Below are 16,351 nucleotides of genomic sequence, written 5' to 3' on the forward strand. Positions count from 1 at the left end.
CCAGAGTTCGCCCTGTACTGATTGAAATCCATCGATATAAGCTGGCAAGGAGCAGTGTATCTGCAAGTCGTCAAATAGTTACTTTGTCCAATTCAACACTTCCTAATTTCGTAGTTTGACCTGAAAAGAATACGATTTCGTCCGATTTCTCCTTTTACATCGAAAAAAAATAGAAAAGCTCAGGATCACAATATGGCGTGACTTCGCTATTTCACGACGACACTCTTCGGATCAGCGCCATCCAAAAACTCAAAATTGTCAATGTTCATTTCTGACTTCCCCAGAGTTAAGCCTTCCGTTTCCTCTCCCTGAACGAGAACGCCTTTGCCATCGATTGCTTTCATATTCTGAAAGCTAAAGTGCGTGGTGTTTTTCAATAAAAAAGCAGGACCTTCTTCGGCCATCACCTGCACATTATCCAAACTGACTCCTTCGCTTTCGATGGCTTCGAATCCCTTTTTAGTTTGAAGCAACACATTTTCAAACGACACATTTTTCACATTAAGATTCGCATCAACCCCACCAATTATGCAAGCTTGTTCAGCTCCGTAACAATAAATATTCTTAAAATGAATTCCATCAAACCGGGGAGCTAAAAACTTAGACTCATCCGCATGAACCGGGATGGCCGCATTGTCTTTATAGTTTAGGTTGAATGAAATGGCTCCGCCCAGCAAATCGGTCATATAAACATCTTCTATAAAGAGGTTGGTTACTTTTCCGCCACGGGTAACATCCGACTTAAAACGCAAGCCAATATCGGTTAAGCTGCAAGTCAGATTTTTCACATAAATGTTGTTCATCCCCCCATCGGTGTTACTGCCCACAACAAATCCTCCATGCCCGTGGTATACTTTACAATCTTTAATCACAATATTCTCCAAACGGAACTGGCCTTCTTTTTTTCCGCTCGATTTCATGCAAATACCATCATCGCCAGTATTTACGGTGCAGTTGTACAACAACACATTTCTACATCTGCTGATATCCAAGCCGTCGGCATTCTGGTACCACCACTCGTTCAATATTTTCACATCGTGCATCACCAGTCCGTCAATTCCCCGAAGCATATTGGTTATGTGGGGCGAATTCATCAATGTAATACCTTCAACCAACATGTTATTGGTGTTTTCAACATTTAAAGTGTATGAACGCAAGATCAACCGAACTTTGTCCCATTCCTCTTTTGTCATCTTCGAAGTTTTCAAGGTCTTTTTTAATTCGATAGCTGCTTGCGTACCTTTACGCGGGAACCATATTTTTCCATCGGCACTAAACTCTCCACCTTTTTTCTTTAAAGCTTTCCACTGTTTTTCTGTCCGCTTTTCTTGCTTAATCGGTCGCCATTTATCCCCGTTTCCATTAATAACACCTTCTCCGGTAATCGCTACATCTTCGAGGTCGGAACCACTTATTAGCGACGGCATACTTGCATTGCCGCTCGAAGAATAAACCAAATCATAGTCTTCCAAGTCAGCACTAAACAAAATAACCGAACCTGCATCAAGGTGTAAATTCACATGACTTGCCATGGTAATTGGGCCGGTCAGATAAATTCCGGGCGGAACGATAACTTGCCCACCACCGGCTTTGAAACATTCCTGAATAGCATTGTTGATGATTTCAGTATTCTTGAATACACCATCGCCAATTGATCCCCGATCGGCAATATTGTATGTTAGGTCCGGAAAGGTTGGAATCGTGATTGCGAAAGATTCAAAAGGCAGATCTTTCAATTGTTGGTTGACTTCCTGCTGGGTAATTTGTTGAGCGAACATGCTGCTTGCAACTAAAAATAAAGCCAATAAAATGCTTAAACGTTTCATAATATGTTTAAAGTAGGTTGAAATTTCGTGGAACTGCATCGCGCCAGATCGATCTGAAAAAGCTTTTGGTGAGTCCTGTTTTTCGTATTGAAGTACAATAGTAAGAAAATTGACAGCCTTAAAAGAAGAACAATTGTTAACAAGATTAACAAACAGGTTTTCCCTTATTTGAAGTTCAGGTTTTACTGGTTCTATTATTGCTTAAGACGTCGCGAATCCGGAGAAACGGTAATTAATCACAAAATGCTTTCGCTGTCACTCTTTCACCCATTCCAGGCAATTATCGATCCGATGTACAATTTTGCCATTGTCAATCATCCACCGAATGACACTTATGAGTTCATCTTCGTTTTTGTCAAGTTTGAAAATCAGTTCTTCAAACGGGCAAGGCTCTAGGAGTAAATTTTCCAACTGCTCTCCCATTTTATCGAGTTCCAGCTGGCTTAAGCCCAGTTGATTTTGCTCCATGCAGATATCGCACTTACCACACCGGACAGAAGTTTTCTCCCCAAAATATTCGAGTAAAATCTGGCTTCGACATTTCAATTTACCAAACGAATAATTCAACATGGCATCAATTCGACCTTTGTAGTCATTCTTCCGGTCGGTATAATTTTCCTTCGAAATCTTTAGCCGTTCCACCTCCAGTCGTTCTTTATTGAAGATGATGAAAGGCGTCTTTTTCCGCGGGATATAATGAATAATCCGATTCGAACTTAAATGGCTTAAAAATCGGTGCACTGCATCAAGTTGAATATTTCCGCGTTTTGCCAACAAATCTTCATCAATACTTACGTAATTGGTAAACAAGCCGGAGTACGAACGCAGCAATAATTTGATAAAACCATCGAAATTAGCGTTGGCAACCTGAAATTTGTACAATTCATCCCGATTCACGATAAAATGAACACGCGACGGATTATCCAGCTCTTCAGTCAGTTCAAGATAACCCTCGCGCTGTAAAATCTTCAGCGAACTTAAAACCAACTGAATTTGCATGCTGTAACGGCTCGCAAAATCACCAATTTTGAAATCCAGTATCTGATCTTTACCGTAACCGATTGCCAACTGGAAATAGTTCCCCAATGCCTGGTAAACCCGTTTGATAACATCGACCGGCGGAAATGCTTTTTCCACCTGTTTTTTCAAAGCAAGCTGATCCGACTTGGCTGCAATCAATACCGCAAAAGCTCTTTTCTCGTCGCGACCGGCACGCCCTGCTTCCTGAAAATAAGCCTCCGGCGAATCCGGTGGCCCCATGTGGATCACAAATCGAACATCTGACTTATCAATCCCCATTCCAAAGGCATTGGTCGCCACGATCACCCGAGTTTTCCCACTCTTCCAGTTTTCCTGCTTCAAGGTCCGGCTGGCGGCAGACAACCCCGCATGGTAAAAATCGGCAGAAACCCGGTTCTGGCGCAAATAATCGGCAATTTCCTTCGTCAATTTCCGGCTTCTCACATACACAATTCCGGTTCCTTTAGCCCGCAGCACCGATTGCAGTAAGTACTGCATTTTATCTTCCCGCTCACGAACCAGGTAAGTCAGGTTTTCACGGAAGAAACTCTTTTGAAGGGCATTCTCCGCCTTAAAATTCAATCTTTCCTGAATGTCTTTAACGACCTTAGGAGTTGCAGTAGCAGTTAGCGCTAAAACCGGCACATTGGGGAGTAAGTCCCTAAGCTCTTTAATACGTAAATAGGAAGGTCTGAAATCGTAGCCCCACTGAGAAATACAGTGCGCTTCGTCAACTGCAATCAAGTTGACCTCCATCTGGGACAAACGATCCTTAAACCGATCCGTCGCAATCCGTTCCGGAGAGAGATAAAGAAACTTATAGTCACCCCAAGCGGCGCTGTCGAAGGCTAATTTCACTTCCTGCCTGGTCAGCCCCGAGTGAATGGCCATCGCCCGAATGCCTCTTTTCTGAAGATTTTCAACCTGATCTTTCATCAGGGAAATCAAAGGAGTAATGACCAGACATATCCCCGGCTTCGACAAACTGTAGACCTGGAAGGTAACAGACTTCCCACCACCTGTAGGCATCAGCCCCAGCGTGTCCTTTCCTGAAGCAACAGATTCAATAATCTCTTCCTGCAAAGGTCTGAATTTGGGATATCCCCAATATTTTTGAAGTATACTCTGAAAAGTCGACACCTTAATTTTTTGAATTCTAAAAAGAAAGCCTTTTGCTTGTAAAAATAAAACGGAATTTATGTTTTTTATCCCTTCCCTACAAATTGCAAATAAAGATAATATCCGTATATTTTTTGTAGTTTTGAGAGATATACACATCTAAAAATAATGACAATGCCATTTTTTGCGGACAAAGTAATTTTTGAGGGATTGACATTCGACGATGTTCTGTTGATCCCCGCTTACTCTGAAGTGTTACCCCGTGACGTAGACCTGCGCTCCCATTTCTCCCGTTCCATTCAAATTAACACACCTGTTGTAACAGCAGCAATGGATACAGTGACCGAAGCCCCCATGGCTATGGCCATTGCACGCGAAGGTGGTATCGGAGTTATTCACAAAAACATGAGTATTGAAGAGCAATCCAAACAGGTTATGTCGGTAAAAAGAGCCGAAAACGGGATGATTTATGACCCGATAACTATTGAAAAGGAAAAGAAAGTTCGGGACGCGCTCGAACTGATGAAGACCTATAAAATCGGTGGAATTCCTGTTGTCGACAGTCAACGTAAACTGGTTGGAATTGTGACCAACCGGGACCTTCGCTTCGAAACCGATTTTCACAAGCCCATTTCAGAAGTGATGACTTCGCAGAACCTGATCTATACAACCGAATCGACAGATTTATTGAGGGCCGCAGAGATTCTTCAAAAGCATAAAATTGAAAAGCTCCCGGTGGTTGACAAAAGCAATAAGCTGATTGGCTTGGTTACTTATAAAGATATTACAAAAGCAAAAGACAAACCGCTGGCCTGCAAGGATAGCAAAGGCCGGTTGCGCGTTGCTGCCGGTGTGGGACTGACCGGTGATATATTCGACCGGATTGATGAGCTCGTCAAAGCACAAGTTGATGCAATTGTCATTGACACGGCACACGGGCATTCGAAAGGGGTGTTGGACATGTTGAGAAAAGCAAAAAGCAAATATCCGGAGATCGACATCGTTGCCGGAAATATCGCAACCGCCGAGGCTGCTACCGACATGGTGCTGGCCGGTGCCGATGCCGTTAAAGTTGGAATTGGCCCCGGATCAATTTGTACAACACGCGTAGTGGCCGGAGTTGGCATTCCGCAGTTGTCGGCTATTTACAGTGTTTCGAAAGCTTTGCGACATAGCAAAATCCCGGTTATTGCTGATGGCGGTATTCGGTATTCCGGCGATATCGTGAAAGCCCTGGCTGCCGGCGCAAGTTGTGTGATGGCCGGGTCCCTTTTTGCCGGTGTGGAAGAATCGCCCGGTGAAACCATTATTTTCCAGGGACGAAAATTTAAAACTTATCGTGGGATGGGATCTGTTGAAGCCATGCAGGCCGGATCAAAAGACCGTTACTTTCAGGAAGCGGAAGAAGACATGAAAAAACTGGTACCTGAAGGAATTGCCGCACGGGTTCCCTATAAAGGTTCACTATACGAAGTGCTTTACCAGTTAATTGGTGGTCTCCGATCAGGAATGGGGTATTGTGGTGCAAAAAACCTTGACGTGTTAAAGCAGGCTAAATTCACACGAATTACAAATAACGGCGTACAGGAAAGTCACCCGCACGACGTTACAATTACGCGCGAAGCTCCAAACTACAGCTCTCGCCTATAAACAATGAATCTTAAGCGCTAAAAATTGAAAAGAATTAAATTCCTGATTGGGGTATGCGTCTTTCTGATGCACTTGCCTTACCTGGTTTTCAGTCAATCAGAAGACCAGGTTCTGCTGACAATCAGCGGGGAGCCGATTTCGAAAACTGAGTTTGTCCGCCTGTATCGCAAGAACAACCAAAATTTACAGGACGACAGCCTTCGAAAAACGCCCGACGAATATCTCGAACTGTTCATAAACTACAGGTTAAAAGTTCGGCAGGCAAAAGAGCTCGGGATGGATACGCTTGCGTCCTTTCAAGAAGAATACAAGCAATACCGCGACCAGGTAGCCATGCCATATCTTAGCTATTCCAACATCACCGACGAGTCGTTGCACGACGCCTATCAACGAATGACAACGGAAGTCAAAGCCAGCCACCTCTTACTCAAACTTGCTCCCGATGCACCGCAAGAAATAGCTGATTCAGTCTATAACCAATGCTTGAAGTTGCGTCAGCAACTTCTGGACGGTGCTGATTTCGGAGAAATGGCCCGTAGCTACTCCGACGATCCATCGGTTGTGAAAAACAACGGATTGCTGGGGTATTTTGCGGGGTTTCAAATGGTGCCCGAATTCGACGAGGCAGCTTTTCAGCTTAAACCCGGTGAAGTTTCGATGCCAATTCGAACTAAATTTGGCTACCATCTCATCTTAGTTCACGACAAACGTCCTTCGGCCGGACAACTGCAGGTTGCCCACATCATGAGACGAGTCTCGCCGGATGCAGATGATAAGTGGGTTGAATCAGCCAAGCAGGAAATGGATAGTTTAAAAAACTTGTTGGATCAGGGAGCTGATTTTACAGCACTTGCCCGTCAGTATTCCGATGATCAGCAAACGGCCATGAATGGCGGTATACTACCATGGTTCGCTTCTTCGGGAATGGTAGCCGAATTTGCTGATGCTGCCTTTGCCTTAAAAAAAGATGGCGACATTTCAAACGTTATCCGCACTGCTTTTGGCTTTCACATTATCAAGCAAATAGCACACAAGCCGGTACAGGATTTTGAAGCGATGAAGCCAATGATTATTGAAAAACTACGGAGCAATCCGGTCATCACGCAGCACAATCAAGAGTTGTTTGTAACCCATTTAAAAGAAATCTATCATTTTCAGGAAAATACGGAAGCGCTAAACAAGCTAGTCGAAAACTATACTTCGAAATACCTACAAGAAGCAGCGACAGACTTTCAGAGTCTGCAACCAAACAGCTTATTATTCGAATTCGATTCAACAAAAGTCACCCAACAGGATTTTGTTGATTACCTGAAAAAGCAACCACTGGCATCTTCAAATATCCAGCAACAACTCAATCATTTATACACCCAATTCGTCCATGACAAATTGCTTGAAAACGAGAATAACAAGCTGGAAGACAAGTATCCTGAATTTCGCGATCTGGTTCAAGAATATTACGATGGTATTCTTCTCTTCAATTTATCGGAAGAAAAAGTTTGGAACAAAGCACAGGAAGACACCGTCGGGCTTCAGCGGTTTTACGAAAAAAATAAAAATAATTTCCTTTGGGAAGAGCGATTTGATGGCTGGGCGATTCAGTGTAATAGCCAGACTGTAAGAGACTACATCGACGAAATATTTGCAGAGGACGCCATGATCCAGAAAAACGAATTGGTGGATTTACTGAATTTGGATTTTCCTAATCAGGCTTTCATCCAAAAAGGTATCTTTGCACGCGGAAATAACAACTTAGTCGATTATTTGGTGTGGGATGCCAGTAAACCTCAAAATTTTAAAGACGGACTTTACTTCGTCCGTGGCGATCTGATTCCGCCTTCACCCAAGTTACTAAATGAGGCCCGTGGACAAATTCTTTCAGCCTACCAGGATGAACTCGAAAAAGAATGGATTTCAAGTTTACGAAAAGAATATAAAGTCCGGGTGGACAAGCAAGTTTTGAAAACAATTGAAAGCATAAAATGAGAAACAAACTGTTTTATTTTTTGATCGCCGGACTGATACTTTCAGCTTGTCAATCAAAGACGATTGAAAAAACGCCCGTTGCTCAGGTTGGTGAAACATATTTATACCTGGAAGATTTAGTAAAAGTCATTCCTGAAAACCTCAAAGGTGCTGATAGCACATTATGGGTTGATGACTTCATCCGGAAATGGGTTCAATCAGAATTGGTAATTCTCAATGCCGAACAAAACCTAACTGATGAGCAGAAAAATGTCGATCAGGAATTAGATGAATACCGAAACTCACTGATAACTTACCGGTACAAAAAAGAACTGATGGCCCAAAAAATGGATACAGTCATCAGCGATTCTGACATTCTTGCCTATTATAATCTACATCTTGATCGTTATAAACTGAAGGACAATATCATAAAAGCGGTATACTTAAAAATACCGCTTGAAGTCGCCAATCGCGAGGTTCTTAAATCCTTCTGCACCGACCTTGATGCTGAGAAACTAACACAACTTAGTGAATATGGAATTCAATATTCCAAAGTATTTGACCGCTTTGGAGACAAATGGGTTAGCTGGGAAAATATCAACAGCCAAATACCCGAAGAAATTAACATAGATCAACAATTTTTAAGAAGAAACAAGTTTATTGAAAGTAGCGATACAGATTATTATTACTTTATTTGTATCCGGGATTTTCGGCTGCAGGGTGAAAACGCTCCCGTTGAGTTCGTCAGCTCCGAAATTCGCAATATTCTTTTGAATGAACGCAAAATAGAATTTTTGAAGAATATTGAAGACGACATCTACAAAGAAGGTTTAGCGTCGAATAAATTTAAAATTTATAATATAAAAAAATAGATCGATATGTTCAGAAAAGTATTGACTGCTTTTATGATGATTTCCTGCCTGACAAGCAGTTATACATTATTTGCTCAAGATAAAATCGTAGACGAGATTGTTGCCATTGTTGGAGGCAACATCATCCTAAAATCGGACATTGAAGAAATGTACAAAAATAACCAGGCTCAGGGGATCACTTCCGATGGTGATATGAAATGTGAGATCCTGGAAGATTTACTGGTAGAAAAATTATTACTGGCCGAAGCAGAACTGGACACGAACATCGTTGTAACCGACAGCCAAATTAACCAACAGCTGGATCAACGGATGCAATACTTCACCAAGAACCTGGGATCCGAAAAAGCGGTTGAAGCTTATTTCAAAAAACCAATTATTGAAATCAAAGCGAGCCTTCAAGAGGTTATTAAAAACCAATTAATGACCCAACAAATGCAGGGGACGATCACCAACGAAGTTTCGATCACACCTGCAGAAGTTCGTTACAAAGTAAGAAATTCAAAACCGGAAGACCTGCCGATGGTTGAACCACAGGTCGAATATGCTCAGATCAGTGTTTATCCTCCTATTTCAATTGAAGAAGAAAACCGGATCAAAGCCCGGCTTCGTGATTTCAAAAAACGGATTGAGGATGGTGAAAACTTTGCGACACTGGCCGTTCTTTATTCTGAAGGACCTTCGGCACCAAATGGTGGTGAATTGGGTTACATGGGGCGTGCACAACTCGACCCGACTTACGCTGCAGTGGCCTTCAACCTTCGTGGCGACCGTGTCTCGAATGTTGTGAAGAGTGAATTTGGTTATCACATCATCCAGTTAGTCGATCGTCGCGGTGAACAAGTTAACACCCGTCATATCATTCTTAAGCCAAAACCGACACCACAAGCAATGGAAGACGCTTCTACCCGCCTCGACAGTCTGGCTTCACTTATCCGTCGCGACAAAATTTCGTTTGAAGACGCAGCGATGCGTTTCTCGGCCGATAAAAATTCGCGTAACGGAGGTGGTATTACCATCAACCCATACACCATGTCATCGAAATGGAAAAAACAAGAAATTGATCCGGATGTCAGTAAAGTGCTGGATGGGTTGAAGGAAAATGAAATTTCTGATCCTTTTCAAACAATTGATGACAAACAACGCACAGTATACAAGATCGTTAAACTGATCAACCGGTCAAAAGAACACCGAGCCAACCTGCAGGATGACTACCAATTGCTAAATGATATGTACCTGCAAGAAAAACAACAGGATGCGCTGAACAAATGGATTGGCGAAAGACAGGCAAAAACTTACATTCGTATTGACGATTCATATGTAAACTGTAACTTTAAGTTCGAAAATTGGATTAAATAACGGTTGTATGATGAACTTCAAAAACGAGGTTGAAGCGGTTAACACCCTGAGTGCGAAAATGAAATCCTTACACGAGGAGGTCAAAAAGCGCATTTACGGGCAGGACGAAATTGTGAAGCAAGTATTGATTTCCATGTTCAGTCGTGGACACTGCTTGCTCATTGGAGTACCTGGACTAGCTAAAACCTTGTTGGTAAATACCATTGCCGAAGTTTTCAGCCTGAAATACAGCCGTATCCAATTTACCCCCGATCTGATGCCTTCCGATATTATCGGAACAGAAATTCTGGATAAAGAGCGGGATTTTAAGTTTATCAAAGGACCATTATTTGCCAATATTATTTTGGCTGACGAAATAAACCGGACACCACCAAAAACACAGGCAGCGCTTTTGGAAGCTATGCAGGAACGGGCCGTTACAGCTGCAGGGCAACGTTTCACACTGGACAAGCCTTTCTTTGTATTGGCAACCCAGAATCCAATTGAACAGGAAGGAACATATCCCCTTCCCGAAGCTCAGCTCGACCGGTTCATGTTTTCAATCTGGTTAGATTATCCAAAATTCGAAGATGAGCTAATCATTGTCAGAAACACGACTTCAAGCCAAAAATCAAGCCTGGAAGCGATTATATCGGCAGAGGAAATTCGTTATTACCAGGATCTGATCTTGAAAATCCCGGTGAATGATCATGTCCTGCGTTATGCCGTAACCTTGGCTGCGAAGACCCGGCCCGGAACCGAATTAGCAGATCCATTGGCTGACAAATACCTGAAATGGGGTGCTGGTCCACGCGCATCGCAATACCTGATTTTGGGTGCCAAAACGCATGCGGCTGTCTCCGGAAAATATTCACCTGACATTGAAGATGTGCAGGCTATAGCTAAAAATATTCTGCGACACCGGATCATCAAAAACTACAAAGCTGAAGCTGAAAACATTTCAGTCGACCAGCTGATCGAAAAACTTCTGTAATCACCCGACTATGACTAAATCAGGTCAAAGCATTATTGCTATACTTGTTTTATTACTCGCCCTTCCCTTCGCTTCTATGGCTCAAAATAAAGCCAAAGTTGATATTGTGCAAGCTGATGTGATGCGTAACAACCAAGCTGTCGTAAAAAATGCCAACCGCCTTTTGGGAAATGTAATCATCGACCACAATGATATTCGGATGTGGTGCGACAGTGCTTATTCCTACAACGAAATTAACATGGTTGATGCGTTTGGACATGTCCACATATTAAAATCGGACACGCTGCATTTGTATGCAAATTTTGTCCGTTACAATGGCGATACTAAATGGGCGCTGGCCCAGGGAAATGTCAAACTAATCAACAAAGAAGTTACGCTGACAACGGATACGCTCAATTACGATATGAACAACTCTGTTGGCTATTACGATAACTATGGTACCGTAAAAGACAGCACCAACACGCTTTACAGCAAAATCGGAGAATATTACACCCAACTGGATAAGGCTTTTTTCAAAACCGAAGTCGATGTAGTTACCGACACCTATAAAATGCTTTCTGATACCTTAGTGTATGAAACGGCAACAGGTGTTACGTCTTTTGTGGGACCAACTACGATCTTCGATGAAAAAGATACATTAATTGCTTCATCCGGTTTCTACAATACGGAAACAGGCGAAACAGAACTTCACGAGTACCCACTGATCAAAACAAAAGAACAAGATATAACTGCAGAGTCCATATTCTACAATAAGATCTCAGGCGATGGCTTGGCCGTTGGCGATGCCAGCATTCACGACTTTAAAAACCGGGTCATTATAAAAGGAAACCGGATTAACTATAATGATATAAAAAAGGAGTCCTTGGTGAACGATTCAGCACTTGTGCTGTTCTACACGCCCAAAGACACGCTATTTATGCATGCTGACACGCTGAAAACCCTGCCGGATACGATTGGAGATGAGAAGATCGTTTTGGGCTACTACGATGTCAAATTTTTCAGAACTGACCTGCAAGGCAAATGCGATTCGCTGGTCTATTTTACCAAGGATTCAACCCTCTGCTTATATCACAATCCGGTGATCTGGTCGCAGTCCAACCAAATGAAGGCGGAATATATGGAGATGGTTGCCAAGGATTCCATCAACCAGGAATTTGATATGCGAAAAGATGCCTTTATTATCGCTCAGGAAGATTCGACCCGATTCAACCAGATTAAAGGTCGAAACATGAAAGGGTTTATCAGAGGAAACGAACTATATAAAATTGATGTAGACGGAAACGGGCAAAGTTTGTATTACGCAAGCGACGACACTGGTATTATTGGCCTGAACAAAGCCCAAAGCAGCACGATTGAAATCCGCTTGAAAGAAAGCCAGGTTACCCGAATTGCTTTTATAACGACTCCCGACGGGAAACTAATTCCGGTACCGGATATCTCGGATACCGAAAAAACCTTGCCCGGTTTTGAATGGTTAGATGCCATTCGTCCGAAATCACTGGAAGATATCTTTATAAAATAAAAATAGCAGGAAAAAATCCTGCTATTTCAGTTGAGTGTTATCGTTGCTCAAATCAATACTCATCTTCATTGAAGAAAAAGTCATCTTTGCTCGGATAATCCGGCCAAATGTCTTCAATACTTTCGTAAACTTCGCCTTCATCTTCAATTTCTTGCAAATTTTCAATGACTTCAAGTGGCGCCCCGGAGCGAATCGCAAAATCGATCAACTCGTCTTTGGAGGCTGGCCAGGGGGCATCTTCCAGTTTTGATGCTAATTCTAGTGTCCAGTACATATTCGAGGGTATTTTTTAGTTTTATTTTTAATGATTTTGCGAATATAGAAAAAAATAGAACATGTACAACAAAAAATTTATTTCTTAATCTTTCCCTGAAATCCATGGGGTTTCAGCAATCTTTTTGTCAAAATTTAACTTTCTCGATAGTACAAAAAGGTAGTCTGAAAGTCGATTAATGTACTTGACCAGATTTTGATCAACTGAAAGTTGGCTTGCCAGCTCTACAATACGTCTTTCAGCACGACGACAAACGGTGCGGGCAACATGGGCAAACGAAGCTGCCTGACATCCGGTAGGCAATATAAAATGATCCAGTTTGGGAAGCACTTCAAACATGACGTCCATTTCCTTTTCCAAAACCTGAATATCTGTTTCGGTACAAGGCAATTGTTCTTTCAAGGCCCCCGCATTTTCATCCATCGCTAAATGAGCGCCAATAACAAACAACTTCGACTGCACTTCAGTTAACACTCCCCTGGCCCGGTCATCGTCTGTTGCTGATAAAACCAACCCGACATGACTATTTAACTCATCAACTGTTCCATAAGCTTCCAAACGAATATCAAACTTTTTAACGCGACTCCCGCCAATTAACCCGGTCGTCCCGTCATCACCTGTCTTTGTATAAATTCGTACTTCTTTTTCCATTCTACCATTCATTTATTATACTTCCCTATTCATCAATATCGCAGGAAATAAGAGAATTAAAATTAACTAATATACCGGCTCCGGATTAACAACATCCGATTCAACCTGCCCGTCTTTTAACCTAATTATACGATGAGCATGGCGCGCGATATCTTCTTCGTGTGTAACAACAATCAAGGTATTTCCTTGTTTGTGAATTTCTGAAAACAGTTGCATTATTTCCTCCGATGTTTTGGAGTCCAGGTTCCCGGTCGGTTCATCGGCCAATAAAATAGCCGGCTTATTAATTAACGCACGAGCCACGGCCACCCTTTGCCGCTGACCGCCAGACAGTTCGTTGGGCTTGTGCTCCATCCGGTCATCCAACCCCACACTGGCTAATATATTTTCGCCCCGTTCAACCCGTTGCTGCTTTTTTACTCCGGCATAAACCAAAGGCAACATCACATTTTCCAAAGCTGTATTTCGGGGCATCAGGTTGAAAGTTTGAAAGATAAAACCGATTTCAGAATTACGGATCTCTGCCAGTTCATCGTCCGACAGGTAACCAACATCCATTCCGTTTAAAACATAGTTGCCGCTGGTTGGTGTATCCAAACAACCAATAACGTTCATCATCGTTGATTTACCTGATCCGGAAGCACCCATTATCGCCACATACTCACCTTCGTGAATGACCAAACTCACAGAGCGGAGAGCTCGAACGATCTGGGTTCCTACTTTATAATTCTTAACAATATCTTTCAGATGAATGACTTCTTTCATGGGTTAGCTTTTTTCTGGTATTAATTGTTTTCGAGATTAATTGTTTGTTTTCAAAAAATTCAAGTAAATATAATCATATGCTACGAAAATAGATTCAGAAAAACCTTAATTAGTATAAAACGATTACCGATTTTTTAGGAATAATTTTCGTCTGATAATATTTTTAAACTGAAGTAAATCAAAAACAGGTTAATTTTTATCTTTGCTTCATGCCTGATTTTTTAGATCAAGATATAAAGTTTTTAGCGGGCGTTGGCCCCAAACGAGCAGAGCTGTTGAAAAAGGAACTTAGTATTTCAAGTTTCAGGGATTTGCTGTATTATTTCCCTTACAAATACATCGACCGAACCAAATTCTACAAAATCAGGGAGCTCGATGCCAGCCAGGCCTACATACAGGTAAAAGGGACGCTAGGCAATTTCGAATTGATTGGCGAAGGTCGCAAGCAGCGTTTAACGGCAAGCTTCCACGACGAAACCGGAAGCATGGACCTGATTTGGTTTGCCGGCATCAAATACATTCGCGAAAACCTGAAGCCGAGGCAGAATTACATTGTTTTTGGCAAACCATCTGTATTTAACGGTCGGATGAACATCATTCATCCGGAGATTGAAAGCCAGAGCAGCCAACAGGTGAGCACCGGGGTACTACAGGCCTTTTACAATACCACCGAAACCTTGAAAAAGCGTTTCCTGAACACCCGAGCCATTAACAAAATTCAACACAACCTGGCTGAATCCATCACAGGAAAAATATATGAAACGCTACCTGCCACGGTGCGCGAACCTTTGAAACTAATGCAGCTGGCAAAAGCCCTTCGGCAGATTCATTTTCCGGAAAACACTCAGGACCTGCAAAAAGCCACCTTCCGATTGAAGTTTGAAGAGTTGTTTTACATTCAGCTCAAGATCCTAAGCTTAAAGCACAAACGGCAGGAAGTTTTTAAAGGGTTTGTTTTTGAACAGGTTGGCTACAATTTCAACACGTTCTTCCAGAATAATCTCCCCTTTGAACTGACCGGGGCGCAAAAGAAAGTGACCAAAGAAATCAGGCGCGACTTAGGGAGCGGAAAGCAAATGAACAGACTGGTGCAAGGAGATGTTGGTAGCGGAAAAACACTCGTCGCGCTGATGGTTGCTTTAATCGCGTTCGACAATGGCTATCAGGCCAGCTTGATGGCGCCAACTGAGATTCTGGCTATTCAGCATTTCAATACAATCAGCCGAATGCTTCAGGGAATTGGGCTAAATGTGGCCCTGCTAACCGGATCAACCCGCAAAAAAGAAAGGGAACGCATTTACTCAGGTATCGAAAACGGCGACATTCAGTTCCTGATTGGAACACATGCATTAATCGAGGATACCGTCAACTTTCAAAAACTGGGATTGGTAATCATCGACGAACAGCACCGCTTTGGCGTGGCACAACGGGCTAAATTGTGGAAGAAAAATGCGGGCATCCCGCCACATGTTTTGGTAATGACCGCCACTCCCATTCCGCGGACCCTGGCAATGACCCTGTATGGAGATCTGGACGTTTCTGTCATCGACGAGCTTCCTCCGGGACGTAAACCCATAGAGACCCGCCACTACCTCGAGAACCGACGTAATCAGGTATATGATTTCATTCGCAATCAGGTCAACAAAGGACGTCAAGCCTACATAGTTTTCCCATTGATCAGCGAGTCGGAGAAGCTCGATTTGAAAAGCCTTGAAGACGGCTATGAGTTACTGAAAAAGGTATTTCCCCGCTTTAAACTGAGCATGGTACATGGCAAGCTAAAACCGGCAGAAAAGGATTTCGAAATGCAACAGTTTAAGGACGGAAAAACTCAAATTATGGTTGCCACCACCGTGATTGAAGTTGGTGTGGATGTACCGAATGCTTCGATCATGATCATCGAAAGTGCTGAACGTTTTGGCTTGTCACAACTTCACCAGTTGCGCGGCCGTGTTGGGCGGGGTGCCGAGCAGTCCTACTGCTTGCTGATGTCTTCATACAAAATCAGTAATGAAAGTCGGAAAAGACTGGAAACAATGGTTCGCACCAACGACGGTTTTGAGATCGCTGAAGTAGACCTCCAACTTCGTGGACCAGGCGATCTGGAAGGCACACAACAAAGCGGAATCGGCTTCAACCTGAATATAGCCAACCTGGGAAAAGATGGCGAAATACTCCGCATTGCAAGAGACGCAGCAATAGACATTCTTGATAACGACCCCCATCTTCAGAGTCGTGACAATCAACTTTTATCCTACCATTTACAACGGATGAAAACCACCGAGTTCGACTGGAGCATTATTAGCTAACAGCAATTTGAGGAGCATTTTTTTTGAATTCAAAATAAAGTAATTACATTTG

Annotated in this window: 12 protein-coding genes; 7 read left to right on the forward strand and 5 right to left on the reverse strand. The window is 42.7% G+C overall.

The features are described 5' to 3' along the window. Positions 1–206 precede the first annotated feature (206 nt). Both GJV22_RS09220 and GJV22_RS09225 read right to left on the reverse strand, forming a co-directional pair. Positions 207–1,826, reverse strand: a complete 1,620-nt coding sequence (locus GJV22_RS09220; protein ID WP_163712037.1) for a glycoside hydrolase family 28 protein — start codon at positions 1,824–1,826, stop codon at positions 207–209. Between the two features lie 255 nt (positions 1,827–2,081). Continuing rightward, complete coding sequence (locus tag GJV22_RS09225) at positions 2,082–3,986, reverse strand: RecQ family ATP-dependent DNA helicase (RefSeq protein WP_238480305.1); 1,905 nt, start codon at positions 3,984–3,986, stop codon at positions 2,082–2,084. Positions 3,987–4,139: 153 nt separating this feature from the next. Here GJV22_RS09225 and guaB point away from each other — a divergent pair, with 153 nt between their 5' ends. The 6 genes from guaB to GJV22_RS09255 are packed head-to-tail and all read left to right on the forward strand — an operon-like array spanning position 4,140 to position 12,300. Next, the gene (gene guaB / locus GJV22_RS09230) at positions 4,140–5,615 is read left to right on the forward strand and encodes an IMP dehydrogenase (protein ID WP_163712043.1); all 1,476 of its coding nucleotides are present in this window, start codon (positions 4,140–4,142) and stop codon (positions 5,613–5,615) included. 24 nt (positions 5,616–5,639) lie between these two features. Continuing rightward, entirely contained in the window at positions 5,640–7,598 is a 1,959-nt protein-coding gene (locus GJV22_RS09235; RefSeq protein WP_163712046.1) for a peptidylprolyl isomerase, read from the forward strand. Beyond that, the gene (locus tag GJV22_RS09240) at positions 7,595–8,449 is read left to right on the forward strand and encodes a hypothetical protein (protein WP_163712049.1); all 855 of its coding nucleotides are present in this window, start codon (positions 7,595–7,597) and stop codon (positions 8,447–8,449) included. Before GJV22_RS09235 ends, GJV22_RS09240 begins: the two co-directional genes overlap by 4 nt. A gap of 6 nt (positions 8,450–8,455) precedes the next feature. Further along, positions 8,456–9,805 (forward strand): peptidylprolyl isomerase, encoded by a 1,350-nt coding sequence (locus tag GJV22_RS09245; RefSeq protein ID WP_163712052.1) that lies wholly within the window; start codon positions 8,456–8,458, stop codon positions 9,803–9,805. Positions 9,806–9,812: 7 nt separating this feature from the next. Further along, positions 9,813–10,778, forward strand: coding sequence for an AAA family ATPase (locus GJV22_RS09250; protein WP_205461807.1), 966 nt, complete (start codon positions 9,813–9,815; stop codon positions 10,776–10,778). A gap of 10 nt (positions 10,779–10,788) precedes the next feature. Continuing rightward, a complete protein-coding gene (locus GJV22_RS09255) occupies positions 10,789–12,300 on the forward strand; it encodes an OstA-like protein (protein WP_163712054.1) in 1,512 nt (503 codons plus the stop codon). A 52-nt stretch (positions 12,301–12,352) separates the two neighbouring features. Here the strand turns inward: GJV22_RS09255 and GJV22_RS09260 are convergent, their stop codons facing one another. The 3 genes from GJV22_RS09260 to GJV22_RS09270 form a co-directional block, all read right to left on the reverse strand. Further along, entirely contained in the window at positions 12,353–12,574 is a 222-nt protein-coding gene (locus tag GJV22_RS09260; protein ID WP_109265335.1) for a DUF2795 domain-containing protein, read from the reverse strand. Between the two features lie 84 nt (positions 12,575–12,658). Continuing rightward, positions 12,659–13,225, reverse strand: a complete 567-nt coding sequence (locus GJV22_RS09265) for a cob(I)yrinic acid a,c-diamide adenosyltransferase (protein WP_163712057.1) — start codon at positions 13,223–13,225, stop codon at positions 12,659–12,661. A gap of 66 nt (positions 13,226–13,291) precedes the next feature. Further along, the gene (locus tag GJV22_RS09270) at positions 13,292–13,990 is read right to left on the reverse strand and encodes an ABC transporter ATP-binding protein (protein ID WP_163712060.1); all 699 of its coding nucleotides are present in this window, start codon (positions 13,988–13,990) and stop codon (positions 13,292–13,294) included. Between the two features lie 209 nt (positions 13,991–14,199). Between GJV22_RS09270 and recG the strand changes: the two genes are divergently transcribed. Beyond that, positions 14,200–16,299 carry an ATP-dependent DNA helicase RecG gene (gene recG / locus GJV22_RS09275; RefSeq protein ID WP_163712063.1) on the forward strand — a complete coding sequence of 700 codons (2,100 nt, stop codon included), beginning with the start codon at positions 14,200–14,202 and terminating at the stop codon, positions 16,297–16,299. Positions 16,300–16,351: the final 52 nt, after the last annotated feature.

Origin of the sequence: Mangrovibacterium lignilyticum (assembly GCF_010882175.1) — a bacterium.
GTDB classification, from domain to species: domain Bacteria; phylum Bacteroidota; class Bacteroidia; order Bacteroidales; family Prolixibacteraceae; genus Mangrovibacterium; species Mangrovibacterium lignilyticum.

Bases quoted from the DNA above. Each gene is read 5' to 3' on its own strand.
- GJV22_RS09260 (WP_109265335.1), bottom strand. From the start codon at position 12,574: ATGTACTGGACACTAGAATTAGCATCAAAACTGGAAGATGCCCCCTGG.
- recG (WP_163712063.1), top strand. From the start codon at position 14,200: ATGCCTGATTTTTTAGATCAAGATATAAAGTTTTTAGCGGGCGTTGGC.
- guaB (WP_163712043.1), top strand. From the start codon at position 4,140: ATGCCATTTTTTGCGGACAAAGTAATTTTTGAGGGATTGACATTCGAC.
- GJV22_RS09255 (WP_163712054.1), top strand. From the start codon at position 10,789: ATGACTAAATCAGGTCAAAGCATTATTGCTATACTTGTTTTATTACTC.
- GJV22_RS09250 (WP_205461807.1), top strand. From the start codon at position 9,813: ATGATGAACTTCAAAAACGAGGTTGAAGCGGTTAACACCCTGAGTGCG.
- GJV22_RS09245 (WP_163712052.1), top strand. From the start codon at position 8,456: ATGTTCAGAAAAGTATTGACTGCTTTTATGATGATTTCCTGCCTGACA.
- GJV22_RS09240 (WP_163712049.1), top strand. From the start codon at position 7,595: ATGAGAAACAAACTGTTTTATTTTTTGATCGCCGGACTGATACTTTCA.
- GJV22_RS09220 (WP_163712037.1), bottom strand. From the start codon at position 1,826: ATGAAACGTTTAAGCATTTTATTGGCTTTATTTTTAGTTGCAAGCAGC.
- GJV22_RS09265 (WP_163712057.1), bottom strand. From the start codon at position 13,225: ATGGAAAAAGAAGTACGAATTTATACAAAGACAGGTGATGACGGGACG.
- GJV22_RS09270 (WP_163712060.1), bottom strand. From the start codon at position 13,990: ATGAAAGAAGTCATTCATCTGAAAGATATTGTTAAGAATTATAAAGTA.